Genomic DNA, 24949 nt, shown 5'->3' with positions numbered 1-24949 from the left:
GTGTTACGGTTGAGTGAATTAGGAGATCGACTGAAACAAGCAAGAGAAGAAAAGAATATTAGCTTGGACGACCTTCAAGCAATGACGAAAATTCAAAAGCGCTATTTACTTGGTATTGAAGAAGGCAACTATTCCATGATACCTGGTAAATTTTATGTACGTGCGTTTATTAAGCAATATGCTGAAGCAGTGAATTTAGATCCAGATATGATCTTTGAAGAATTTAAAAACGAGGTTCCAAGTACATATAATGATGATTTACCTGAACAGCTATCACGAGTAAAAACACATAAAGAACTTCCTAAATCTGCGTCTAAATTTCTCGATCTGCTTCCTAAATTATTAATTGTGATAGTTATTGTTATTATTGCAATTGTCTTCTGGCTATGGAGACAAAATGCAACTGAAAGTAATCAAGGTGGCGATACTACTGTTGAAAACGAGAACGAATATACAAACAATATTGAAAATACTACATCCACTGATGAGGAAAACGAATCGGTAGAAAAAGAACAAGAGGATGCGACAGCAGAGGAAGAAACTAAATCAGAACCTGAAGCACCAGTTCAAACACTTTCTGTAAAAGAAGTAAAAGGTAATACAACAACATATGAACTTACTGGTGCAGATAAATTTGAATTAGAGGTAATTGCTAAAAGTAGAACATGGGTAGGTATTAAAAATGGAAAAGGTAAAAGTTTCTTTGGTGCTGAAATTGCACAAGGGGAATCCCACGTATCTGACTTTACAGCTGAATCAGAAATCACAGTAAGGGTTGGGAATGTTCCTGGTACTGATCTAAAAGTTAATGGTGAGTTGTTAAAATTTGAAGATACGAAGACAACACCTCAAAACATTACGATTATTTATAGTAAAGAATAGGGATTGACTCATGTTAATGTGTCAGACACCCCATCCGTCCTCATGTCGGATGAGGTGTCAGGCTTTTATTTTGAGTCGTTCCCTTTTACTATTGATTAATTTTTAGGCTCTGTTAAAGCTCACTGTTGATTTTGGCACTTAGTTCATTGGGAGCGGATATGTGAGACTCCTGCAGGTACAAAGCACCGAGAAGGTTCCCAGACCGCCCGCAGAAAGTGAACGCATGCAGCGGAAATCAACACCTAAGTTTAGCAGAGCCAATTTTAAAAAAACACGGAGGAAATCAAACATGAATTTACCTAATAAAATAACGATCTCGAGAATATTACTAATTCCAGTTTTCATGGTGATTATGCTTGCACCATTCAATTGGGGAGAGTTAACTTTTGGTTCTGAAACGATTTTAGTTACACATTTTGTTGGTGCACTTATATTTATTATTGCATCAACAACAGATTGGATTGACGGTTATTATGCTCGAAAGCTTAACCAGGTTACCAATCTCGGGAAATTTTTAGATCCTTTGGCAGATAAACTACTTGTTTCTGCGGCATTAATTATCCTAGTAGAACTTAAACTTGCACCTTCTTGGATGGTCATTCTCATCATTAGTCGTGAGTTTGCAGTAACAGGTCTGAGACTTGTATTAGCAGGTGAAGGTGAGGTTGTTGCAGCGAACATGTTAGGGAAAATTAAAACTTGGACACAGATTATAGCCATCTCAGCTCTATTACTTCATAACCTGCCTTTTGAATTTATAAATCTTCCATTTGGAATGATAGCCTTATGGGTTGCGACCTTTTTTACAGTAATATCAGGCTGGGACTATTTTAATAAAAACAAGCAGGCCTTTATTAACTCCAAGTGACCTTTAACCCCCTACAGGAGGAATACAAAATGAATATACGTACAGAAATAATTGCTGTTGGCTCTGAATTACTGCTTGGGCAAATTGTAAACAGCAATGCTCAATTTTTATCTAAAGAACTTGCTGAACTTGGGATGAATGTTTATTATCATACTGTAGTTGGTGACAATCCTACCCGACTTGAGCAAGCAATTAAAATTGCTAAGGAACGATCAAACATTATTATTTTCACTGGAGGGCTTGGGCCTACAAAGGATGATTTAACGAAAGAAACCATCTCTAAATCACTTGGTAAGGAACTTATATTTGATCAGGCTGCGTTAGAAAGCATTGAACAATACTTTGTTCAAACTAAACGAATCATGTCTGAAAATAATAAAAAGCAAGCACTTGTACTAGATGGCTCATACATATTGAAGAATGATTATGGGATGGCACCTGGGATGGCTTTAGAAGTTGATCATACTATCTATATGCTTTTACCTGGTCCTCCGAGTGAAATGAAACCAATGTTCCAAAACTATGGTCGAGAATATTTTCAAAATCAACTTGGTTTTCAGGAAAAGATTATTTCTCGTGTGTTAAGATTCTTTGGTATAGGTGAATCCCAGCTTGAGACAGACATACAAGACATCATTGATGAACAGATAAACCCAACCGTTGCCCCCTTAGCATCTGAAGGTGAAGTAACGTTACGATTAACCGCAAAGCATGTAGACGAAGAAGTTGCGAATCAACTATTAAACGAACTTGAACAAAAAATTCATGCACGTGTTGGAGAATATTTATACGGTTATGAACAAACAACACTTGCTCAAGAACTTAAAACACTGTTAATAGATAAACAGAAAACAATATCTGCAGCAGAAAGTTTAACAGGTGGAATGTTTTCTGAACAACTAACAGCCTTAGAGGGTTCATCACAATTTTTAAAAGGTAGTATTATTTGCTATTCAAATGAGATGAAGGCACAAATACTAAATGTCTCAAAGCAAACACTTGATGAATATGGGGCTGTCAGTGAGCAATGTGCAAAGGAAATGGCAGAGCAAGTACGCAAGATATCAAATAGTGATATCGGTATTAGCTTTACAGGTGTTGCAGGTCCAGAGCCACATGAGGGACAACCTGTAGGTACAGTATTTATCGGTATTTCTATGAAGGATAGTGAAACAAAAATTTATCCGTTTCATTTTGCAGGTTCAAGAAAAGGAATTCGTGTGAGAACGGTAAAGTATGGATTTCATCATTTAGTCAAACTTTTATCGGAAATAGAATGATATAATAATCTCTCGTAAACTTCTTAAATGATTACTTACTTGAGAGAATGAAATAGGATCTGATTTTCAGATCCTATTTCTTTATGAGAACTGACTGTTTAATAAATAGATAAAATTAGATTTTATTGCTTCATATTAGTCTTAATTTCAAAAAACTCTCTAAAGAAAAGTGAAAATTAAGAACGTTTTTCAAAAGAAAACAATCGAATAAATGTTCGATTTTTACTTGGCAAACGATAAAAAAAGCGTTATATTATATATAGATTCATTTAAAGGAGGAAATTTTGTGAGCGATCGTCAAGCTGCCTTAGATATGGCGTTAAAACAAATAGAGAAGCAATTCGGTAAAGGTTCCATTATGAAATTAGGGGAACAAACAGATAGAAAGATTTTAACATCTCCAAGTGGTTCACTAGCTCTTGATGCGGCATTAGGAGTAGGTGGATATCCTCGTGGTAGAATTATAGAGATATACGGTCCTGAAAGCTCTGGTAAAACGACTGTAGCGCTTCATGCTATTGCTGAAGTACAGCAACAAGGTGGACAAGCAGCATTTATCGATGCAGAGCACGCACTTGATCCTGTCTATGCACAAAAGCTAGGTGTTAATATAGATGAACTATTATTATCTCAACCTGACACAGGAGAGCAGGCACTTGAAATTGCTGAAGCGCTTGTTCGAAGTGGCGCTATTGATATACTAGTTATTGACTCAGTTGCTGCATTAGTGCCTAAAGCTGAAATTGAAGGTGAGATGGGTGATTCACACGTTGGTCTTCAAGCACGTTTAATGTCACAAGCATTACGAAAACTGTCAGGTGCTATTAATAAATCAAAAACAATCGCGATTTTTATAAACCAAATTCGCGAAAAAATTGGTGTTATGTTTGGTAATCCAGAAACAACACCAGGCGGACGTGCTTTAAAATTCTATTCATCAGTTCGTCTAGAGGTTCGTCGCGCAGAAACACTTAAACAAGGAAACGATATGGTCGGAAACAAGACGAAAATCAAAATTGTGAAAAACAAAGTTGCTCCACCATTCAAAGTGGCTGAAGTGGACATCATGTACGGTGAAGGGATCTCTAAAGAGGGAGAAATTATCGATTTAGGATCTGATATTGATATTGTTCAAAAAAGTGGTTCTTGGTATTCATATAATGAAGAGCGTTTAGGACAAGGTCGTGAAAATGCGAAGCAATTCCTAAAAGAAAACCCAGCTCTTCGTTTAGAAATTCAAGAAAAAATCCGTAAGCATTATGGATTGGATGAAGATGTCATTGCTCCGGATGAGAGTCAAGAGGAATTAGATTTATTAGAGGATTAATTTAAAAAGGGCAACTTGCCCTTTTTTTGTATGCTCTTTTCAGGTATGGATGAAAAACATAAACATTGCGAAAATTTCTTTTTTATTCAACCCATAAGAGCATATTAGAATCTAGAGAAAAGTCTTTATATGAAAATAGTATTTTTACTCGTCATACAATACTATAGATAAGAAAATGACTAAAGATAACTTGAATGCGTATAGAAAGGTATCATATTTGGATATAATCATTATAATTAATTTTATCTAAAAACAATATATTATGACACAATTCTACAAAATTCACTCTTGTTTTCTCAATTTCAAAAAGGAAAATCAATCTTACTAATTGTTTAAGTGGCTACAATCGTTAGAACGACGGGCTTGACAAGAAAATTTCACACATTTACAATTAGGATGTATATTTTACAATTTTGTAGAATGATGATTGAAGCATTTTGAAAGCAAAAATGTTGGTACTTGATTTTGTCTTCCTAAAAAAATATTGATAAGACGCAAAGTTCAACATGAAAACAAAGCTTTGTGCTGTATGTTGACAACTTAAAATTGAACAATGTACATGCCGACACTTTAATCTAGAAAAAACAAGTTCATAGCAAGAGGAGGTGTAATGATGGACATAGTATCAATAATCATCTCCATTTTGCTTGGCCTAATCGTCGGTGCAGTTGTTGGCTATTTTGTTCGTAAATCCATTGCCGAAGCGAAAATTGCTGGTGCAAATCATGCTGCAGAGCAGATTCTTGAAGATGCAAAGCGTGATGCAGAAGCAACGAAAAAAGAAGCACTTCTTGAAGCAAAGGACGAAATTCACAAGTTGCGAACAGATGCAGAGCAGGAAGTTCGTGAGAGACGAAATGAGCTTCAGAAACAAGAAAATCGCTTATTACAAAAGGAAGAGAATCTTGACCGTAAGGACGAGTCTTTAGATAAACGTGAAGTTATGCTAGAGAAAAAAGAAGATTCTCTGAATGAAAGACAACAGCATATTGAAGAGATGGAAAGCAAAGTGGACGAGATGGTGCGTAAACAGCAAACAGAGCTTGAGCGCATATCTAGCCTTACACGAGATGAAGCAAAGTCGATCATTCTTGAAAAGGTTGAAAAAGAACTTACACATGATACCGCTATAATGATTAAAGATAGCGAAAGTCGTGCCAAGGAAGAAGCTGACAAGAAGGCAAAAGAAATCCTGTCGCTTGCTATTCAACGATGTGCAGCAGATCATGTAGCCGAAACTACAGTATCTGTTGTCAATCTTCCAAATGATGAAATGAAGGGTCGTATTATTGGACGTGAGGGACGTAATATCCGTACTTTAGAAACATTAACGGGTATAGATCTTATCATTGACGATACGCCTGAAGCAGTAATTTTATCAGGGTTTGATCCAATCCGTAGGGAAACTGCAAGAATAGCGTTAGATAAGCTTGTTCAGGACGGTCGTATTCACCCTGCACGTATCGAAGAGATGGTTGAGAAGTCTCGACGTGAAGTTGATGAATACATTCGAGAAATCGGAGAACAAACGACATTTGAGGTTGGTGTACATGGACTTCATCCTGATCTAATAAAAATTCTTGGTCGTTTGAAATTCAGAACAAGTTATGGTCAAAACGTGTTGAAGCACTCTACTGAGGTATCATTCTTAGCAGGCCTAATGGCTGCCGAACTTGGTGAAGATGTGTTATTAGCTAAACGAGCAGGGCTCCTGCATGATATTGGTAAAGCAATTGATCATGAGGTGGAAGGAAGTCACGTTGAAATTGGTGTTGAGCTTGCAACAAAGTATAAAGAGCATCCTGTTGTGATAAACAGTATTGCTTCACACCATGGTGACACAGAGCCAACTTCAATCATTGCTGTTATTGTTGCAGCAGCAGATGCATTATCAGCGGCAAGACCTGGTGCACGTAGTGAAACGCTTGAAAATTACATTCGTCGCCTAGAGAAGCTCGAGGAAATCTCTGAATCATATGAAGGTGTTGAAAAGTCGTTTGCGATCCAAGCAGGTCGAGAAGTACGTATTATGGTTAAGCCTGATAGTATTGACGATCTACAAGCTCATCGCTTGGCAAGAGACATCAGAAAAAGAATTGAAGAAGAACTCGACTATCCTGGTCACATTAAAGTAACTGTTATCCGTGAAACAAGAGCAGTTGAATATGCAAAATAAAGTGGTGCAGAAATGCGCCACTTTATTTTTTATGAAGTTTGTGTAAAACTAAGAAAGACTTTTTGCAAATTAGCGTTTTGATGATAAAAATAAAGATTACTTAAATAGAGGGGCTTCAATTATGAAAATATTGTTTGTTGGTGATGTATTTGGTTCACCAGGTCGAGATATGATTAAAGAATATTTACCTAAGCTAAAAACAAAATATAAACCACATGTTGTAATTATTAATGGAGAAAATGCTGCACATGGTAAAGGGATTACAGAAAAGATCTATCAGCAATTTATTGAATGTGGAGCACATGTTATTACGATGGGAAATCATACTTGGGATAATCGTGAAATATTTGAGTTTATAGACCATGCTAAAAAGATGATCCGTCCTGCTAACTTTCCAGAGGGAAATCCAGGGAAAGGCATGATCTTTGTAACAATTGGTGGAAAAGAAGTAGCGGTTATTAATTTACAAGGGAGAGCATTTTTGCCGCCATCTGATTGTCCGTTTAAAAAGGCTGATGAGCTTGTTGCAGAAGCTAAAAAACGTACACCAATAATATTTGTTGATTTTCATGGAGAAGCAACAAGTGAGAAGCAAGCGATGGGATGGTATTTAGATGGGAAAGTTTCAGCTGTCGTTGGTACACATACACATGTCCAAACAGCAGATGAACGTATTTTAGATAAAGGGACAGCTTACATAACGGATGTCGGAATGACAGGCCCTTACGATGGGATATTAGGTGTAAATCGAGATATGATTCTGAAAAGGTTTTTAACAAGTTTACCTGTACGTCACGATGTAGCTGAAGGACGTACGCAGTTAAGTGCAGTTGTTGTTGATATCGATGATAAGACAGGGAATGCAAAAAAAATTGAAAGAGTTCTCATTAACGACGATCATATGTTTTTTGAATAAGGCTATCTTCTAAAAGATTGTTTCTTTAAAAATGAAATCAACCACACCGCACTACTTGGTAAATAGCAACTAAGATTGCGAAAAAAGCCTTGAATAAAAATAGGTTAAAGGATATAAAGGAAAAATACCAAATAATGGATTTTTTATGGCGAGAGGAATTATAAATCGCTTACGCTATTAGGTGAAGGATTTTTCAGAATAATGTGCGAACAAGCAGGAATACTTTCCATTTCTAGTGAATATAGTATCAATGGATGATGAACTAACACTGTTTAGAAGGCAAATGAGGGGATGGTCTTTTAAACAAGATATGCCAATGATTGTTCTAATGAACACTCAAGGATTCATTGAAAATTAAGGGGGAACTAGAAATGGAAATATTAAAAGTTTCAGCAAAGTCTAATCCTAATTCTGTCGCTGGTGCATTAGCTGGGGTTTTAAGAGAAAGAGGAAATGCCGAAATTCAAGCTATTGGGGCTGGTGCACTCAATCAAGCTGTAAAAGCTGTCGCGATAGCAAGAGGCTTTGTAGCTCCGAGTGGTGTTGATTTAATATGTATTCCTGCTTTTACTGATATTCAAATAGATGGAGAAGAACGAACGGCAATTAAATTAATTGTCGAGCCAAGGTAACGTAAGGTTTACAAGTTTGGGGGATATATCCAATTGGGGTTTGACTCGTAACATTGAGTCAGACCCTTGTTTTGTTAAAGACTTGTTTTTAAAGGGGAGAAATGATTGATGAGACTGTTTGATGCACACTGTGATATGCTGTACAAGCTTTGGAAAGATCCGAAAATTAATGTTTTTGAAGACGAAAGCTTGCATGTCTCAATTGCAAAACTTAAAGCAATGAATAAGACAATCCAATGCTTTGCAATCTTTGTTCCAGAGGATGTTCCATTTAATAACCGATTATCGGTCGCTCATTCACAAATCAATATTTTTTATCAAAAGGTGCTAAAAAGATATCCAGAAATAAAATTAATAAAAACTAAATCTGATATCGACAGCCTTTCTGAAAATGATATAGGCGCTATTTTAACACTCGAAGGCTGTGATGCAATAGGAGATCAGATTGAACAATTAGAAATTCTTTATCAATTAGGGGTTCGTTCTGTTGGCTTAACTTGGAATTATGCAAATCTCGTAGCTGATGGCGCAAATGAGAAACGTAATGGTGGACTTACAAACTTTGGTAGGAAAGTGATTAACTATTTGAATAGACAAAGAATGTGGACAGATTTATCTCACACAAGTGAAAGAAGTTTTTGGGAGTCTTTAGAAATAGCTGACTACCCAATTGCTTCACATTCCAATGTTCATAGGCTTTGCCCACATGTACGTAATTTAAAAGATGAACAAATCGTTGCCTTGTTTAAAAAAAATGGAATGATAGGAGTAACGTTTGTCCCATTCTTTACAACCAATACTCCACAGCCAACCATTTCAGATGTCCTAAAACATGTAGATTATCTTTGTGCTTTAGGAGGAGAAAATAATATAGGATTTGGTTCAGACTTTGATGGGATTGATGAAACGATAATTGGTCTAGAAGATTACTCATGCTATTACAACTTTATCAATCAGTTACTCAACTATTATCCTCAAAAAATGGTAAATAAGCTGGTCTATCAAAACTTTATCGACAACATTTCATATTAAATAAATAGGAATGATAAGCTGCTGAAACAAGACTTTATTTTTCTTGTTATTTTGAGTCAAACACTTGTTTTTTTCTAAAGTAGGGTCTACAATTGTAAAAGTTTAGTGTAATTCCAATCAAATAACTCAGTTTAATTGAAAAGACAATATGTCAAATTTTCGTAGACTCTAAAGAAGTAGTAATGAAAATGGACAAGATTATGGTACACTGATAATTATATTTAAAAACATATAAATTAAAATATTGTATTTTTTGAGGGGTGTAAATACATGATAAGTCAACTTTCCTGGAAAGTTGGAGGACAGCAAGGAGAAGGTATTGAAAGTACTGGTGAAGTATTCTCTATTGCATTAAACCGACTAGGCTATTATTTATACGGATATCGTCACTTTTCGTCACGAATTAAAGGTGGACACACGAACAATAAAATTCGTGTAAGTACAACACAGGTTCGTTCAATTTCAGACGATCTTGATATATTAGTAGCTTTTGATCAAGAAACAATCGATGTAAATTTTCATGAGTTACGAGCTGGCGGGATTGTCCTAGCGGATTCAAAATTCAATCCAACCATTTCAGATGAAGCAAATGTTACGCTTTATTCAGTTCCATTTACAGTAATTGCTACTGAATTAGGTACATCATTAATGAAAAATATGGTTGCAATTGGAGCAACAAGTGCAATTCTTGATATAGATCCGAGTGGATACCGTGATGTAGTTAATGACACATATGGCCGCAAAGGTGAAAAGATTGTTGAGAAAAATATGCAAGCAATTGAAAAAGGTGCAGAGTATTTAAAAAATGAGCTTGGATTTGATCGCCAAGATATGTATCTTGAAAAAGCAGATGGCAATAAGCGTATGTTTATGATTGGGAATGATGCGATCGCATTAGGTGCATTAGCTGGAGGGTCACGCTTCATGGCTGCTTATCCAATTACACCTGCTTCAGAAATTATGGAATATTTAATTGAAAAACTTCCAAAATTCGGTGGAGCGGTTATTCAAACCGAAGATGAAATTGCAGCTTGTACAATGGCAATTGGTGCAAACTATGCAGGCGCACGTACCTTTACTGCATCAGCAGGTCCTGGCTTATCGTTAATGATGGAAGCAATTGGTCTATCAGGTATAACAGAACAACCTCTTGTTATTGTTGATACACAACGTGGTGGCCCAAGTACAGGATTACCAACAAAGCAAGAACAATCTGATTTAATGGCAATGATTTATGGTACACATGGGGAAATTCCTAAAGTTGTAATGGCTCCAAGTACAGTTCAAGAGGCATTCTACGATACAATCGAAGCATTCAATATTGCCGAAGAATATCAATGTCCTGTCATTTTGTTAACTGACTTACAACTATCATTAGGAAAACAAACCGTTGAACCGTTAGATTATAGCAACATCGAAATTCGTCGTGGCAAGCTTCAAACAGAAGAATTACCAGAAATTGAAAATAAAGGATACTTCAAACGCTTTGAAGTAACAAAAGACGGAGTATCACCACGTGTTATTCCAGGTATGAAAAACGGAATCCACCATGTTACAGGTGTAGAGCATGATGAAACTGGTAAGCCATCTGAGTCTGCAGGAAATCGTATTGATCAGATGGATAAACGATTAAGAAAGTTAAATAGCATGCAGTTCAAAAATCCAGTTCATAAAAATATCCAACATGAAAATCCAGATGTCCTACTTGTTGGTTTTATTTCAACAAGAGGAACAATCGAAGAAGCAATCGTGCGCTTAGAAGCAGAAGGTGTTAAGGTAAATCATGCTCAAATTCGCCTTATCCATCCTTTCCCGACTGAGGAAATGCTCCCATTAGTAGAATCTGCAAAAAAAGTCATTGTTGTTGAAAACAATGCAACTGGTCAGCTAGCAAGTCTTTTAAAGATGAATGTTGGTCATGCTAACAAAATTTCATCATTATTAAAATATGACGGTAATCCATTCCTACCTCATGAAATTCATACGAGAAGCAAGGAGTTGATCTAAAGATGGCAACAACGTTTAAAGATTTCAGAAACAACGTAAAACCAAACTGGTGTCCTGGTTGTGGTGACTTCTCTGTACAAGCTGCGATCCAGCGTGCTGCAGCAAATGTAGGTCTACAGCCAGATAATCTTGCTGTTGTGTCAGGTATCGGATGTTCTGGTCGGATATCTGGGTACATTAATTCGTATGGTTTTCACGGTATTCATGGTCGTTCATTACCAATTGCACAAGGTGTGAAAATGGCAAACCGAGACTTAACAGTTATCGCATCTGGTGGTGATGGAGACGGCTTTGCGATTGGTATGGGTCACACCATTCATGCTATCCGTCGTAACATTGACATCACGTATATTGTGATGGATAACCAAATATATGGATTAACAAAAGGTCAAACATCACCACGTAGTGATGCAGGCTTTGTTACAAAAAGTACACCTAAGGGCTCGATTGAATCTGCCTTATCTGTAATGGAAATGGCATTGACAGCTGGTGCGACATTTGTTGCTCAAAGTTTTTCAACTGACCTTAAGGATTTAACAGCATTAATTGAAGCAGGTATTAACCATAAAGGATTCTCACTAATTAACGTTTTTAGCCCTTGTGTAACGTATAACAAGGTCAACACGTATGATTGGTTTAAAGAGAATTTAACAAAGTTAGCTAATGTAGAAGGTTATGATCCTAATAATAAAGAATTAGCAATGCAAACATTAATGAAGCATAAAGGCTTGGTTACAGGATTAATTTATCAAAATACAGAGCAAAAATCTTATCAGGAACTGATTAATGGTTATAGCGAAACACCATTATCAGAAGCTGAATTAGCGATTGATGAAGAAGAATTTAATAAACTAGTTTCAGAATTTATGTAATAGTTGTTAGCGAAGGACTGATGGGAATTCATCAGTCTTTTTTGTATGTTCAGAATTTAAATATTAAGGAAATTCGTTAAAAGAAAAAATTATTTTGTTTGCAATCAATTGTCCGTTTGCAGTAGACATCCTTATTTACATTTTATAATAACGTGTTAAACTATTAATATGTAAGGGTTTTCAACAAAGGGGTGTTCATCTTGAACGGAAAAATGAAGGCGGTTGTTAAACATCATCGAGGATATGGTGCCCAAATACAAACAGTTGAGATTCCTCAAATAAATGAGGATGAGGTTTTAATTAAAGTGAAAGCAACATCAATTTGCGGGACTGATGTTCATATTTATAAGTGGGATGAATGGTCTGAGAGCAGAGTGAATCCACCATATGTTTTCGGGCATGAGTTTTCTGGAGAGGTGGTAGAAAAAGGCTCAAAGGTAAAGAATGTTGATTATGGTGATTCTGTATCAGCTGAAACTCATATTGTATGTGGAAAATGCTCACAATGTCTAACAGGAAAAGCGCATATATGTAAGTATACAAAAATTATTGGTGTTGATACACAAGGGTGCTTCGCAGAATATGTTGCCCTACCAGCAGCTAATCTTTGGAAAAATCCAAAAGAGATGTTATATGACGTTGCAGCTATCCAAGAACCGATGGGTAATGCTGTACACACTGTTTTATCAGGTGATGTCATCGGTAAAACGGTAGCAATTATCGGTTGTGGACCAATAGGATTGATGGCAGTTGGTGTGGCGAAAGCAGCAGGCGCAGCACAGGTCATTGCCCTTGATATAAATAATTATCGCTTAAATTTAGCGAAGCAAATAGGGGCAACAAGTGTTATCAATTCAAAAAATGAAGAGCCACTTCAAGCTGTTAAGCAGTTAACAAATGGAGATGGTGTTGACGTAGTTTGTGAAATGTCAGGACATCCAATTGCCATGAATCAGGGCTTTAGAATGGTCACTAATGGTGGCAGGGTGTCAATTTTGAGTTTACCAGTACGACCAGTTGAACTAGATGTGACAAATGACATTGTATTTAAAGGAATAACCGTGAAAGGGATAACAGGTAGAAAAATGTTTGAAACATGGCAGCAAGTATCTGCACTACTTCACTCGGGGCAAGTTGATGTAAAACCAATCATCACACATCATTTTTCACTTGAAGAATTTGAAAAAGGTTTTGAACTAATGATCGAAGGTAACTGTGGTAAGGTTGTATTATATCCTTAAAGGATCAAAACTTTGTTTATATTTTTACTAGTTTAATAGGAGGAATGAAAATGAAAGGCTTTGACTATTTGCAAGCTGAACTTAATGAAATGAAAAAACAGGGAACATTTCGAACGTTAATTCCATTAGAAAGTGATCAAGGTGCAAAGGTTGTCATCGATGGCAGGGAAGTCATTCAGCTTTCATCAAACAACTATTTAGGGCTAACTTCACATCCACGTTTACAAAAGGCTGCAATAGAAGCGATTGAGAAATTTGGTGCTGGTACTGGTTCTGTTCGGACAATTGCTGGAACATTAACAATGCATAAGGAATTAGAAGAAAAACTCGCGAAATTCAAGCATACTGAAGCGGCACTAGTGTTTCAGTCAGGCTTTACAACAAACCAAGGAGTCCTTTCTGCCATCTTAACAAATGAAGACGTTGTCATTTCTGATGCCTTTAACCATGCATCTATTATCGATGGAATTCGATTAACAAAAGCTGAAAGAAAAGTATATAACCATGTTGATATGAAAGATCTTGAAAGAGCACTTAAGGAATCAAATAACTTCAGAGTTCGGGTAATCGTGACTGATGGGGTGTTTTCAATGGATGGAAATATCGCACCGCTACCTGAAATCGTAGAATTAGCAGAAAAGTATGATGCGTTAGTGATGGTCGATGATGCACATGCTTCAGGGGTTTTAGGAGAAAATGGTCGTGGAACTGTTAATCACTTCGGTTTAGACGGACGTGTTCACATTCAAGTAGGGACATTAAGTAAAGCGATAGGTGTTTTAGGAGGTTATGTAGCAAGTTCGAAGACGCTTATTGACTACCTGATTCATAAAGGTCGACCGTTTTTATTTAGTACATCACATCCACCAGCTGTGACAGCAGCTTGTAGCGAGGCAATTAATGTGCTATTAGAAGAGTCTGAACTGATTGAACGGTTATGGGATAATACAAAGTTTTTTAAAATAGGACTAGAGCAACTAGGTTTTAACACAGGGAAAAGTGAAACACCAATCACTCCAGTCATAATTGGAGATGAAGCACTTTCACATCAATTTTCAGATAAATTACTAACATATGGAGTATTTGCACAAGGGATTGCATTTCCAACTGTTGCTAAAGGACTTGCACGTGTGAGAACAATAGTCACCGCAGAACATACAAAAGAAGAGCTTCAAGCTGCTTTAGACATTTTTGTGAAGGCAGGTAAAGAATTAAAGATAATTTAAAAAGATATTACTTTGACAGTACTGATACTTTTAGTGCTGTTATTTTTACGTATAAAAGCTGCTTTCAAAAAGAAAACTAATTATTCATTTTTTAGTCGTGCTATAAACATGAATTGCAACCAGCTTAGTAGGGGCATACTTATAAGAATTAAACCAGTTTTTGATTGGAGTGTACCTATGAAAGCTGTTACTTATCAAGGTCCTAATAATGTAAAAGTAAAAGAAGTTGAAGATGCAAAGTTGGAAAAAAAGGATGATGTAATTGTCAAAATTACTTCAACAGCAATTTGTGGATCTGATTTACATTTATATCAAGGAAATATGCCATTACCTGAAGGTTATATAATTGGTCACGAGCCAATGGGGATTGTCGAAGAAGTAGGTCCAAATGTTACGAAGGTAAAAAAAGGCGACCGTGTTGTCGTGCCTTTTAATGTTTCATGTGGGGAATGTATTTATTGTCAGCATGATATGACAAGTCAATGTGATAATTCTAATCCACATTATGATTCCGGTGGATATTTTGGCTATACGGAAAAGTTTGGCAATCATCCTGGTGGACAAGCCGAGTATTTAAAGGTTCCTTTTGGGAATTTTACTCCTTTTCTCATTCCTGAAACTTGTGAATTGGAGGATGAATCACTTTTATTTTTATCAGATGTTCTGCCTACTGCATACTGGAGTATTGAGCATGGCGGAGTGAAAAAGGGTGATACTGTTATCGTTTTAGGGTGTGGACCAGTTGGTTTGATGACACAGAAATTTGCCTGGATGAAAGGGGCAAAACGTGTGATTGCCATCGACCACTTAGAATATCGACTTAATCATGCAAAAAAGATGAACAGCGTTGAAGTGTTCGACTTTACTGAATATCCTGATATGGGTGAACATTTAAAAGAGATTACTCATGGTGGAGCAGATGTTGTAATTGATTGTGTAGGAATGGATGGTAAGAAATCACCGCTTGAATTTATTGAACAAAAATTAAAGCTACAGGGTGGAACACTCGGACCGATTCAAATTTCAACAAAAGCCGTAAGGAAATATGGGACTGTACAAATCACAGGTGTTTATGGTGCGAATTATAACAATTTTCCACTAGGTGCATTTTTCACTAGAAACATCACTTTAAAAATGGGCCAGGCTCCAGTTATTCCAATTATGCCAAAGTTATTTGACATGATCATGAATAAAGAATTTGACCCTAAGGAAATTATCACTCACAAAATTGCTCTAGATGAAGCAGACCATGCTTATAAACTATTTAATGACCATCAGGATAATTGTATTAAGGTTATTTTAAAACCTTAACATTTAACACTCGGACGATCACTCCACACATATAATTACAAATAATACAAAAAGGGAGTGGGTTCGTTGGCTGTTGTAAAAGCAACTGAAGCTGATGTGAAATTGTTAGCTCGCTTAATGAGAGCAGAAGCAGAAGGTGATGGGCAATTAGGGATGCTAATGGTCGGAAATGTAGGCGTCAACAGAACACGATCTGGGTGCTTAGACTTTAAAGAAATAAATACGATTAGAAGAATGGTTTTTCAACGTCCAGGTGGGTTCGAAGCGACGATAAAAGGATATTTTTATCAAGGTGCAAGAGAACTTGATATAAGACTCGCCCGTAGAGTTATTAATGGCGAACGTTTCCACCCAGCAAGTTACTCATTATGGTTTTTTAAACCATCAGGTGCCTGTCCAGCTCAATGGTATAACCAATGGAACTCAGTAAGGTTCAAGGCTCACTGCTTTTACAAACCAACAGAATCCTCATGTCCGGACGTATATAATACTTTTTAAATTCTTTATGAAAAGCATCACATAGTTTTGTGGTGCTTTTTCTTGTCTTAATAGGTAAAATGGGGAAAGGTGTATTTCATCAGAATTTATTTCATGGAAATAATTGTATATAAAACATATGATATTTCAATAGGAATTAAATGAAGTCATGTTTTCTACTATTAAACTTTGTTTTCTTACATTTTTCATCTAAAGAAAAATACTGTAAACTAAAAGTAGATTCCAGGGAAAATAGAATGAATTAAAGTGTATGGGTGATTAAAACAATGAAGGTAATAATTGCAGAAAAACCCGATCAAGCTTCAACCCTGTGTGCGCAATTTCAGAGAGTGAAAAGAGATGGCTATTTCGAAGTGAAGCCGAATGAACTCTTTCCAAATGGTGCCTATTGTACGTGGGCAATTGGCCATTTAACTCAATTAAGTGCACCTGAAGCTTATAAGTCGGAGTGGAAAAAATGGTCATTAACGATGTTGCCGATCATTCCTGAAAAGTTTAAATATGAAGTTACAAAGTCAAAAGCAAAACAATTTAATATTGTCAAACAACTTTTAAAAAATCCAGCAGTTAATGAAATTATCCACGCTGGAGATGCTGGTCGTGAAGGTGAGCTTATCATACGTAATATCATTCACCTATCAGGTATAAGGAAGCCTTTAAAAAGATTATGGATTTCATCACTAACTCCTGCTTCTATCTATGAAGGATTTCGCCAATTACTTGATGATGAAAAAACGAAAAAACTATATTTTGAAGCTTATTCTCGTGCTTGTGCAGATTGGTTAGTAGGGATGAATGCTTCTAGGGTGTATTCGCTTTTATTAAAAGAAAAAGGGATCAATGACGTTTTTTCAGCTGGTAGAGTTCAAACACCAACACTCGCATTAATCGTTAAAAGAGAAAAGGAAATTGATGCATTTAAGTCTGAGCCATTTTGGGAAATTGTTGCAACGTTCCAAATAAACGGGAAGAAATATCAAGGGAAATGGCAAAAGGATCAACAAACAAGAATAATGGATGTTGAGCTTGCAAACAGAATGGCCGCATTTTGTAAAGATAAGCCAGCTGAAATAAAAGAACTAATAACCGAGCGCAAGGAATATCAGCCACCGCTTCTTTTCAACTTGTCATCACTTCAAGCAACAGCAAATAAGGCATTTAAATTTTCACCAAAAAAGACGTTAGACATCGTTCAATCACTCTATCAAAAAGGAATTGTTTCTTATCCTCGTAGTGATTCAGCCTATGTAACAAAAGGGGAAGCAGAGCTGTTTCCTGAAATTTTAAAGAAATTAAGTGCCTTTGATGACTTTAAGGATTTGTTTCCGTTACCAAAGCCTTCGATCATAAATAATTCTCGATACGTAAATGAAAAAAAGGTAACAGATCACTATGCAATCATCCCAACTGAACAGGTAAAGGATCCAAAAAGATTATCTGCTGACGAACAAAAAATGTATGACATGATTGTTAGAAGGTTAATTGCCGCGCACTATGAAAGTGCGATTTTTGATTACTCAACATTAACTACCCTTGTTGATGGCCGTGCAGAATTTATTACCAAGGGAAAACAACAAATTCAAGAAGGCTGGCGCAAAGTCATATTTCAAGCTGACAAAGAAAAAGATCAACTACTCCCTAATGTTTCGAAAGGTAATTCTGGACATGTTCATAAGGTTGAAGCAAAGGAAGGAAAAACTCAGCCGCCAAAGCGATATACGGAAGGCCAGTTAATAACTTTAATGAAAACGGCAGGGAAATATTTAGATAATGATGAATTAGAAAAGGTCTTAAGCAAAGTAGAAGGGTTAGGTACCGAAGCGACGAGAGCAGGTATTATCACAATGCTGAAGGACCGAAAGTACATTGATATTAAAAAGAACCAAGTGTATGCGACAGATAAAGGAAAAGTGCTAATTGCAGCAATTGGTGATCACATTTTAGCTTCACCAGAAATGACAGCAAAATGGGAGCAACGCCTTTCAGAAATAGGTGAAGGACAAGCATCACCATCTTTATTTATGGAACAAACAAAAAAGCTGTCTACAAAAATAGTATCTGACGCAATAACAGTTGCACCTAATTGGAGCTTCGAAGGATTAAAAGTAGACTCAATCCAGCGAACATCTTCCCGATACACAATAGGCAAAAAGGTTGGAAAATGTAAGCTGTGTGATGGTGATATAGTCGATAAAGGTGAATTTTATGGATGTGCAAACTACAAAACAATCAAATGTACCTTCACTATTTCGAAAAAAATATTAGGGAAAAAAATCTCTCAGACTAATATTCAAAAGCTATTAAATGAAGGTAACTCTAACTTAATTAAGGGATTTAAAAAGGGAGAAAAAACGTTTGATGCGAAATTAGAGTGGAAAGAAGGCAAAATTCAATTTCTTTTTGAAGGAAGTCCATCCAAAAACTAGATTCGCATTTTATTGAAAAATCATGTACAATTTTCAACAGTATGGTTAAATAATTGTGTTATACACCAATAAGCGATATACTATTAAGTTGTATGTTTCTATAATATTATTTAAATAAAGGCTCGCCTCTATTCTAAGAGGTTGTTGCTTTTAAAACAAAAACTATATTAGGTTTATTGGAACGGATTGCGAGACTCCTGCTTATAGTAGCGGGACAGGTGAGGCTCATACAGGCGTTTACGTGCTTAAGGCTTACCGCTCGCCCCGCGGAAAGCGAGCATCTTTTGCTCCAATCAACCACATCGAATTACTTGGTAAATAGCAACAAAGTTTGGCGAGTCAACCTAAATAAATGAGATAAAAGATCAATACAACGTTTAAATGACCTTAGTTTATGTCCAATAAGTTTCACTTTAAGGATATTAAATTAATTGTTACAAAGTTAGAAACTTACTAACAAGTTTTTAAAAGGGTAGTTTGAAAGGAGAATCACACGATGAATGAACAGCAACGTAAGGAAAGTACTCAAGTAACTCCAACGGACAAAAAATCCGAAAAGGACTACCCCTACGCTTCGCTTTCATTCAGCCTTACAGCCCCAAGGCTTCAAGTCACTTTCCGCTAAGTTGAAATTATGAGTTTGCCGTAATCTTTGCTAATACTAAAAAGGCGAGGGATTACAGTAAATGAACCTATCACTAGAAGACTACATTACGGAAATCGAAATCCAAAATTATAGCAAGTCAACCGTCAAAAACAAGAAAGCCATTTTAATACAGTTTGAAAGATGGTTGTGGGAATCCTTTCAGATTGAACTAGAGGATGCTACCACAAGACATATTAAACGATGGATAAAATATCTTCTCGACAAAGGTATTAAAGCTAACACCATTAACACTAAACTAAAGACCTTAAATAACTTCTATAAGTTTTGTATCAAAGAAAAGATACTGAAGGATAACCCTTTAGACGATATAGAACTACTGAAGGAAGAAAAGGTAATGATTAAGCCATTTAGCATTGAGGACATTCAGAAGATGATTGACTTCTATTGTGGGAGTAATTTCATGGATGTTAGAAACAGAACTATCTTAACCTGCTTATTTGAAACTGGTATCCGTTCTGCTGAGTTATCAGGACTTCTATTAACGGATGTATTCGATGATGCCCTATTGATTAGGGGTAAAGGTAACAAGCAACGATTAGTACCTGTAAGCCTTCATTTAAAGCGTCAGCTAATGAAGTATAGAAGGGTTAGAGAGAAGTACCTAAAAGGTGAAGAATGTCCCTTCCTGTTCGTCTGTACACGTACCAAAGGTGGAGGGTTAAAGAAGGAAGTTTCCTCTATCGGTAGAATGGGTCATGATGCTGTACTTAACGTTGTTAAACGGTCAGGGAAAGTCTGTGGGGTAGATGTGAAGCTTTTGGTACATAGTTGTAGGAGAAGCTATGCACAAATATCCTTAGGGCATACAGACCTTTATACGGTTAGTCGTTTACTAGGTCATACCCAACTAGCTACAACAGAGAAGTATATCCAATCCATTGAAGATAAGACTGTACTGGAACGGGGTAGAAATGCTTCACCATTATCCACTCTTAGAGGAAAGAAATATTCGTAAATGTTAAAGCCTACCAATTATCGGTAGGTTCTTTTTTACTCTATTATGAGAACGTACTGGATGCCCTGTATTAGCTTTAAATAACCTATCAGGTATCTTCTCCTATTAGATAATAAAATAGATGCTTAGAACGGCTATATTCATATTTATTTGACTAACGGGGCAGGATAGTTGAACAAGACAAAGGGTGGACTATTTCTGGATTAATTGTTAAAAAATACATATCATAAACTTTGGAGGTGGTAAAATGAAAAACTCAAAATTATTTTATATAGCTTTGCTGATTGTACCTTGGCTAACAATACCATTCTTAGGGCGAAATGCATTTAAAAAATACCTACCAGCAGCAATATTTATAACTACATTCACAAAAGCTTTAGACTTATTCGGTGAAAAGAAAAAATGGTGGCGAATTTATAAAGGTATACCACCTTTGGATAGTGCGAACTTTTTTAATTTTGGTCCATATCTTATTGCAAGCCTTTGGATATTAAAATTTACTTTTGGTAAATTCCCATTATATTTAATTTCAAATCTAATTCTTCACATTTGTTTTATTTATCTAGGAGGATTAAAATTTTTAAAACATTATAAAATTGCTTCCTTAGAAAAATTAACAAAACTTCAATACTTAACAATCCACTTTTTAAGGGGATTAATTCTTTATGGTTTTCAATATATAAATAATTTTAGTAATACAAAAAAGCATTCTAACAAGTAATCAAATTAAATTTATTGCAAATGATGGGGATTTTTCTAAAAATAAAACACTGTTCCTAGTGTTTATATAGCATATTATGAAGAAATTCACTTAAGCTAACGGGGGCGTTTCTACAATAAGGTGGAGACGCATTTTCTTTATAAAGGATTCTAGACTAAACGGTTAATCTATTTTGTTTCGCCAATTTATATTGAGAAAAAATAAAAAATGAATGCCCCAAGTTTATTTTAAAAATGTATTAGATATTAATACCCTCCATCCAAATCTTGGTAATTTTAAAGCACCCCTGCCACCTACCAGTTATTACCAAAATTGGTTAATCATACCGTAATGGTGATAAATAGAAATAATGTTATTATATTACAGTTTATATCAATTGGATGTATATGGTAACAATGTTAGGATATGACAATATGTAAAAGTATGGAATATATGGAAGTGTTTGGATTACTAGAATATTACGGTATTTAATTACCACATACTGGGTATTAGTAGTAGTATGCCTTTATGCTTTTAGTTGGTACAAATATCCAACCATATTGGAACATATATTCTTTTATGGTAAGGGGTGGGGGTATGGGGTCTACTATAATTTTAATTATATTTATACATAAAAATGTATATTTCATTCATTATCCCCATAAATAAACATAGTGTACCTAGGATATTACAAATAATCTCCTGTGGATTACAGTAAATATCACTCCATTTATTTCCATAAGGTATGTATACCTAATGTATGAAAGTAACATCCTGATTCCATAAACTTCTTGTTGACCTGACGGTAAATCCATGCATTATTGACAAACGGAATTTCTGTAAATTTTCTTTGATTTCCACCAATTTACTATTGACATATTAGCCCCGTAACGATACCTACAATCAACAACTTCCATCATCTTCCATTACTCACAATCGCTGCTATTACAATGTTTCTCTTAATTAGAATGACTATAATGTAGTATGTCTATCATATCGGTTTGGATACTAAATATATCGTTAATCCTAACCTGCTATGTTTCTTCCAGTGGATGATATAAATTACCTTGGGGTAAACATTCTTTACCCTTGTAGTCAATTTTCTTTACCCTTGAGGTAAACATTCTTTACCCGAATAAGACTTAATTAATAAGACTTAAAGAATAAGACTTAATATATTAAAAGACTGTCCTAACGGACTATGTTACTTATTAAAAGATAATATCTTATAAAAGAATATACCGTATAGATACTAATAGATTATGAGAACGGTAAGGCACTTATATAAAAGATTATGATTAAAAGAAAAGTCCTGCGATGGGCTTTTTTATTTGTCTCCTAAACTATTTCTAATCCAAGGGGTGCATATCTGATGGTATCACTTTATTAATAAGTATAGGGATTAGGATACAAAATGTCCCATTATCAGACAGTTGACTTGTTTAACTAATATGGGAACTTTTAAAGTATCTGTCCCATTATCAGACGGTACACTCGATTAACTAATATATGGGGGTTAAAAAGAACCTAATAGAAATTATTTTCCATTCTAAGGATACAAATATGACCTCTCACCTCGTTATATAAGTATGAGGGTTAGAAAAGACCTAAATAAAATTATTTCCAAACAATGGGTACAAATCTGACAGTACCACTTGTTAATTAAGTATGAGGGTTAAATAAATCCTTATAACTCAACTTTAGAAAAGGATGATGTCAAATGGATAACACACTATCCATCTCGCAACAACAGTTTGTTAAACTGCCAAAAGTATTCAAAGGGCATAAAGTCTATAAGGGGATAACCGATTCTAGTATATTACTTTACTCATATGGATTAGATACCTTGCAAATATCAAAACAAAATGACTGGTACGACCATACAAGGAATGAATATTATATTCTCTATTCCATTGAAAAGATTATGGAAGATATGAATTGTAGTAAACCAACAGCTATCAAGCTACGAAAAGAACTTGAAAAATATGGACTATGGGAAATGGTTAGTCAGGGTGCTAACAGACCTACCATAATTTTTATCAATGAACTTATACCAAGCCAAGAACCTAAGAAGAAGCTTAAATATAACGTTAAACCAAGAAAAGAACCTAAACCAATAGAAACTGGTAATGTTACCGTCAATGGAGAAGAAGTAGATTATAAGGAAATATTTTAATTAGGAGTGATACTGATGAACGTAATTAATATCAGTAATGGACAAGCAAAAACATTATCGACAATCATGGCTTTACAACGTCAAGGAATGGTTTGCCCGTTATATGCAGAACTAGCAGAACTCACTGGATACAACGTCAGAAACGTTAGAAAGCAGATTAGCGACCTTGTAGCAAAAGGTATCTTGATTAAGTACCCAATGAAGTTAGACAATGGCAGGAATGCACCGAATGCTTATGCTTTGAATAAAGATTTACGGTTAGCTTGGGAAGAAAAATAATTGCCTTTGGACAGTTGAGAAATTGCCCTGCTTCACAGAAATACCTCGCTTTAGAAGTCATTAGGACACCTCACTTTCCTAGTGGCTTCCATAAGCTGTGGTATCAGCAAATAAGGTCAATTAGACCGAATGGAAGGGGAAAGTAACACCTCTCTTTTCCTAGTATTCTTGAATGTACTCATTCTGTGGAATCTTTGTTTAATTGATTTTTCATCCAATGTGTAAACTTTGTATTCGGATGGGTTGCCTTTGTGTGTGGGTAATCCTTCCAACCTTTTTTAATCCTAATACGATTAAGAAAGCTTTTATAATATGGGAGAAAAGCAAGAGAAGAAATACTGGTAACCAATCCAAGAAGAAACAATCTTGTAAATGTATCCCACCGACCAAACTTTATCTTTCAAGTAAGTCATTGTTTTACAGCCTGCTAACATTCGATGAGGGTTGAGGTATCAGGTCTTGAGTTGAGTTCCCTTGAGAAAGGAACTTGTAAAACAAACATCTTACCTAAAGATGACATACACTTTACCCGTTACAACATGGATTGTAATGGCTTATCCCCTATCACTTCGGTGGTGGGGGAAATAGTTTTTATAATCGACAAAAATAGAAGGAGTTGGGAAGTGATATGGAAACTAATAAATTGTTAGAAGATACGGTAACTATTTTGTCAATGGAAAATGAGAAATTAAAGAGGAAATATTTCTTTGCTACTAAGGAAAATTATCAGTTGAAACGGGATTTAAAAGAAGCAGATGTAGAACTTGAAAAATTGGAACTTGAATACAAACGACTAACAAAAATGCTATCAAGATTAGATAAGGGGAGAATTTAACAATGGGTAAACAAGCATTTATTAAGAAGCAGATGGAAAAACAATTAAGTGAGTTATACGACAAAAAAGTAAGTGAGGTTCGTAACCTTGAAGGACAAAAGCAGATTTTACGAGATGCGATTGGTAAAGTAATTGGTGGAGATTTTAACCACAGAAATAATACATTCTTCCATTCGGTGGATGGTACTTTACTAAGGGTTAACACTGGTGAAGATTCCTCGGTAAATGTGGAGATTGTACGTAGTTTCAATGACTTAGAATTAAAAGAACGTACCGCTTTAAGTGTTCAAAATCCACATGCTTACAAGCTACTAAAAGCCGATTTGGTAGAAGTAAATGGTACTCAAAAGGTTAAGGATTTACTTGTATCAGATGGTGCTAAATATCAGGAATTTCTATTCCAGTTGGAAAAACCTGCTGATAGACCTTCATTAGAGGGGTTGTCAATGGAAGATTCTTCTAGGGTACTTCGTGAACATGAGGAAGCAAAAACTAACTATCAAGAAAAAGTGAATGCCTACAATTCGGACAAGGAAGCATATTTTAAGGGTGACATTAACCGTCAAATGATGGAACTAGATGACAAAATAAAGGAAATCAAAACAGAAATAGGGGAGTAGTTAAAGCTACTTCTCTTTTTTAT

The 24949-nt window shown here is 35.6% G+C and carries 22 protein-coding genes; all 22 read left to right on the top strand.

The features are described 5' to 3' along the window. Window positions 1-9: 9 nt before the first annotated feature. The 22 genes from WCV66_RS19455 (at window position 10) to WCV66_RS19350 (ending at window position 24926) form a co-directional block, all read left to right on the top strand. Entirely contained in the window at window positions 10-882 is an 873-nt protein-coding gene (locus WCV66_RS19455; RefSeq protein WP_338786589.1) for a helix-turn-helix domain-containing protein, read from the top strand. A gap of 289 nt (window positions 883-1171) precedes the next feature. After that, window positions 1172-1750, top strand: coding sequence for a CDP-diacylglycerol--glycerol-3-phosphate 3-phosphatidyltransferase (gene pgsA / locus WCV66_RS19450; protein ID WP_066337582.1), 579 nt, complete (start codon window positions 1172-1174; stop codon window positions 1748-1750). A gap of 29 nt (window positions 1751-1779) precedes the next feature. After that, window positions 1780-3030 carry a competence/damage-inducible protein A gene (locus tag WCV66_RS19445; RefSeq protein WP_338786588.1) on the top strand — a complete coding sequence of 417 codons (1251 nt, stop codon included), beginning with the start codon at window positions 1780-1782 and terminating at the stop codon, window positions 3028-3030. 286 nt (window positions 3031-3316) lie between these two features. Beyond that, entirely contained in the window at window positions 3317-4357 is a 1041-nt protein-coding gene (recA, locus tag WCV66_RS19440; protein WP_066337578.1) for a recombinase RecA, read from the top strand. Window positions 4358-4970: 613 nt separating this feature from the next. Then, a complete protein-coding gene (rny, locus tag WCV66_RS19435) occupies window positions 4971-6533 on the top strand; it encodes a ribonuclease Y (protein WP_066337576.1) in 1563 nt (520 codons plus the stop codon). 121 nt (window positions 6534-6654) lie between these two features. Continuing rightward, window positions 6655-7449, top strand: a complete 795-nt coding sequence (locus tag WCV66_RS19430) for a TIGR00282 family metallophosphoesterase (RefSeq protein ID WP_338786587.1) — start codon at window positions 6655-6657, stop codon at window positions 7447-7449. 371 nt (window positions 7450-7820) lie between these two features. Next, window positions 7821-8081 carry a stage V sporulation protein SpoVS gene (spoVS, locus tag WCV66_RS19425; protein WP_066231967.1) on the top strand — a complete coding sequence of 87 codons (261 nt, stop codon included), beginning with the start codon at window positions 7821-7823 and terminating at the stop codon, window positions 8079-8081. Window positions 8082-8189: 108 nt separating this feature from the next. Continuing rightward, window positions 8190-9113 carry a dipeptidase gene (locus WCV66_RS19420; protein WP_338786586.1) on the top strand — a complete coding sequence of 308 codons (924 nt, stop codon included), beginning with the start codon at window positions 8190-8192 and terminating at the stop codon, window positions 9111-9113. 270 nt (window positions 9114-9383) lie between these two features. Then, window positions 9384-11120 carry a 2-oxoacid:acceptor oxidoreductase subunit alpha gene (locus WCV66_RS19415; protein WP_338786585.1) on the top strand — a complete coding sequence of 579 codons (1737 nt, stop codon included), beginning with the start codon at window positions 9384-9386 and terminating at the stop codon, window positions 11118-11120. Between the two features lie 2 nt (window positions 11121-11122). Further along, the gene (locus WCV66_RS19410; protein WP_066337563.1) at window positions 11123-11992 is read left to right on the top strand and encodes a 2-oxoacid:ferredoxin oxidoreductase subunit beta; all 870 of its coding nucleotides are present in this window, start codon (window positions 11123-11125) and stop codon (window positions 11990-11992) included. Window positions 11993-12192: 200 nt separating this feature from the next. Further along, the gene (gene tdh, locus WCV66_RS19405; RefSeq protein WP_338786584.1) at window positions 12193-13233 is read left to right on the top strand and encodes an L-threonine 3-dehydrogenase; all 1041 of its coding nucleotides are present in this window, start codon (window positions 12193-12195) and stop codon (window positions 13231-13233) included. A 50-nt stretch (window positions 13234-13283) separates the two neighbouring features. Continuing rightward, on the top strand, window positions 13284-14459 hold the full coding sequence (locus WCV66_RS19400; RefSeq protein ID WP_338786583.1) for a glycine C-acetyltransferase: 1176 nt from the start codon (window positions 13284-13286) through the stop codon (window positions 14457-14459). Window positions 14460-14636: 177 nt separating this feature from the next. Further along, entirely contained in the window at window positions 14637-15770 is a 1134-nt protein-coding gene (locus WCV66_RS19395) for a zinc-dependent alcohol dehydrogenase (protein ID WP_338786582.1), read from the top strand. Between the two features lie 66 nt (window positions 15771-15836). After that, window positions 15837-16268, top strand: coding sequence for a cell wall hydrolase (locus WCV66_RS19390; RefSeq protein WP_338786581.1), 432 nt, complete (start codon window positions 15837-15839; stop codon window positions 16266-16268). 266 nt (window positions 16269-16534) lie between these two features. Continuing rightward, window positions 16535-18694 carry a DNA topoisomerase III gene (locus WCV66_RS19385; RefSeq protein WP_338786580.1) on the top strand — a complete coding sequence of 720 codons (2160 nt, stop codon included), beginning with the start codon at window positions 16535-16537 and terminating at the stop codon, window positions 18692-18694. Between the two features lie 496 nt (window positions 18695-19190). Beyond that, the gene (locus WCV66_RS19380; RefSeq protein ID WP_338786579.1) at window positions 19191-19319 is read left to right on the top strand and encodes a hypothetical protein; all 129 of its coding nucleotides are present in this window, start codon (window positions 19191-19193) and stop codon (window positions 19317-19319) included. 61 nt (window positions 19320-19380) lie between these two features. Continuing rightward, window positions 19381-20316, top strand: a complete 936-nt coding sequence (locus WCV66_RS19375) for a tyrosine-type recombinase/integrase (protein WP_338786578.1) — start codon at window positions 19381-19383, stop codon at window positions 20314-20316. Window positions 20317-20563: 247 nt separating this feature from the next. Then, window positions 20564-21037, top strand: a complete 474-nt coding sequence (locus WCV66_RS19370; RefSeq protein WP_338786577.1) for a hypothetical protein — start codon at window positions 20564-20566, stop codon at window positions 21035-21037. A 1699-nt stretch (window positions 21038-22736) separates the two neighbouring features. After that, on the top strand, window positions 22737-23192 hold the full coding sequence (locus WCV66_RS19365; protein WP_338786576.1) for a replication initiator protein A: 456 nt from the start codon (window positions 22737-22739) through the stop codon (window positions 23190-23192). A gap of 15 nt (window positions 23193-23207) precedes the next feature. Beyond that, window positions 23208-23471 carry a helix-turn-helix domain-containing protein gene (locus WCV66_RS19360; protein ID WP_338786575.1) on the top strand — a complete coding sequence of 88 codons (264 nt, stop codon included), beginning with the start codon at window positions 23208-23210 and terminating at the stop codon, window positions 23469-23471. A 628-nt stretch (window positions 23472-24099) separates the two neighbouring features. Next, window positions 24100-24306: a hypothetical protein gene (locus WCV66_RS19355; protein WP_338786574.1), complete on the top strand. Its 207-nt coding sequence runs from the start codon at window positions 24100-24102 to the stop codon at window positions 24304-24306. Window positions 24307-24308: 2 nt separating this feature from the next. Next, window positions 24309-24926: a hypothetical protein gene (locus WCV66_RS19350; protein ID WP_338786573.1), complete on the top strand. Its 618-nt coding sequence runs from the start codon at window positions 24309-24311 to the stop codon at window positions 24924-24926. Window positions 24927-24949: the final 23 nt, after the last annotated feature.

Origin of the sequence: Metabacillus rhizosphaerae (assembly GCF_037201795.1) — a bacterium.
Classification (GTDB): domain Bacteria; phylum Bacillota; class Bacilli; order Bacillales; family Bacillaceae; genus Metabacillus; species Metabacillus rhizosphaerae.
Note: the sequence above shows the minus strand (reverse complement) of the source record. Positions and strands in the feature narration are given on the sequence as shown.

Coding starts and splice junctions, on each gene's coding strand:
- pgsA (WP_066337582.1), top strand. CDS start 1,172: ATGAATTTACCTAATAAAATAACGATCTCGAGAATATTACTAATTCCA.
- WCV66_RS19445 (WP_338786588.1), top strand. CDS start 1,780: ATGAATATACGTACAGAAATAATTGCTGTTGGCTCTGAATTACTGCTT.
- rny (WP_066337576.1), top strand. CDS start 4,971: ATGGACATAGTATCAATAATCATCTCCATTTTGCTTGGCCTAATCGTC.
- WCV66_RS19430 (WP_338786587.1), top strand. CDS start 6,655: ATGAAAATATTGTTTGTTGGTGATGTATTTGGTTCACCAGGTCGAGAT.
- spoVS (WP_066231967.1), top strand. CDS start 7,821: ATGGAAATATTAAAAGTTTCAGCAAAGTCTAATCCTAATTCTGTCGCT.
- WCV66_RS19420 (WP_338786586.1), top strand. CDS start 8,190: ATGAGACTGTTTGATGCACACTGTGATATGCTGTACAAGCTTTGGAAA.
- WCV66_RS19415 (WP_338786585.1), top strand. CDS start 9,384: ATGATAAGTCAACTTTCCTGGAAAGTTGGAGGACAGCAAGGAGAAGGT.
- WCV66_RS19410 (WP_066337563.1), top strand. CDS start 11,123: ATGGCAACAACGTTTAAAGATTTCAGAAACAACGTAAAACCAAACTGG.
- WCV66_RS19400 (WP_338786583.1), top strand. CDS start 13,284: ATGAAAGGCTTTGACTATTTGCAAGCTGAACTTAATGAAATGAAAAAA.
- WCV66_RS19395 (WP_338786582.1), top strand. CDS start 14,637: ATGAAAGCTGTTACTTATCAAGGTCCTAATAATGTAAAAGTAAAAGAA.
- WCV66_RS19385 (WP_338786580.1), top strand. CDS start 16,535: ATGAAGGTAATAATTGCAGAAAAACCCGATCAAGCTTCAACCCTGTGT.
- WCV66_RS19380 (WP_338786579.1), top strand. CDS start 19,191: ATGAATGAACAGCAACGTAAGGAAAGTACTCAAGTAACTCCAACGGAC.
- WCV66_RS19375 (WP_338786578.1), top strand. CDS start 19,381: ATGAACCTATCACTAGAAGACTACATTACGGAAATCGAAATCCAAAAT.
- WCV66_RS19370 (WP_338786577.1), top strand. CDS start 20,564: ATGAAAAACTCAAAATTATTTTATATAGCTTTGCTGATTGTACCTTGG.
- WCV66_RS19365 (WP_338786576.1), top strand. CDS start 22,737: ATGGATAACACACTATCCATCTCGCAACAACAGTTTGTTAAACTGCCA.
- WCV66_RS19360 (WP_338786575.1), top strand. CDS start 23,208: ATGAACGTAATTAATATCAGTAATGGACAAGCAAAAACATTATCGACA.
- WCV66_RS19355 (WP_338786574.1), top strand. CDS start 24,100: ATGGAAACTAATAAATTGTTAGAAGATACGGTAACTATTTTGTCAATG.
- WCV66_RS19350 (WP_338786573.1), top strand. CDS start 24,309: ATGGGTAAACAAGCATTTATTAAGAAGCAGATGGAAAAACAATTAAGT.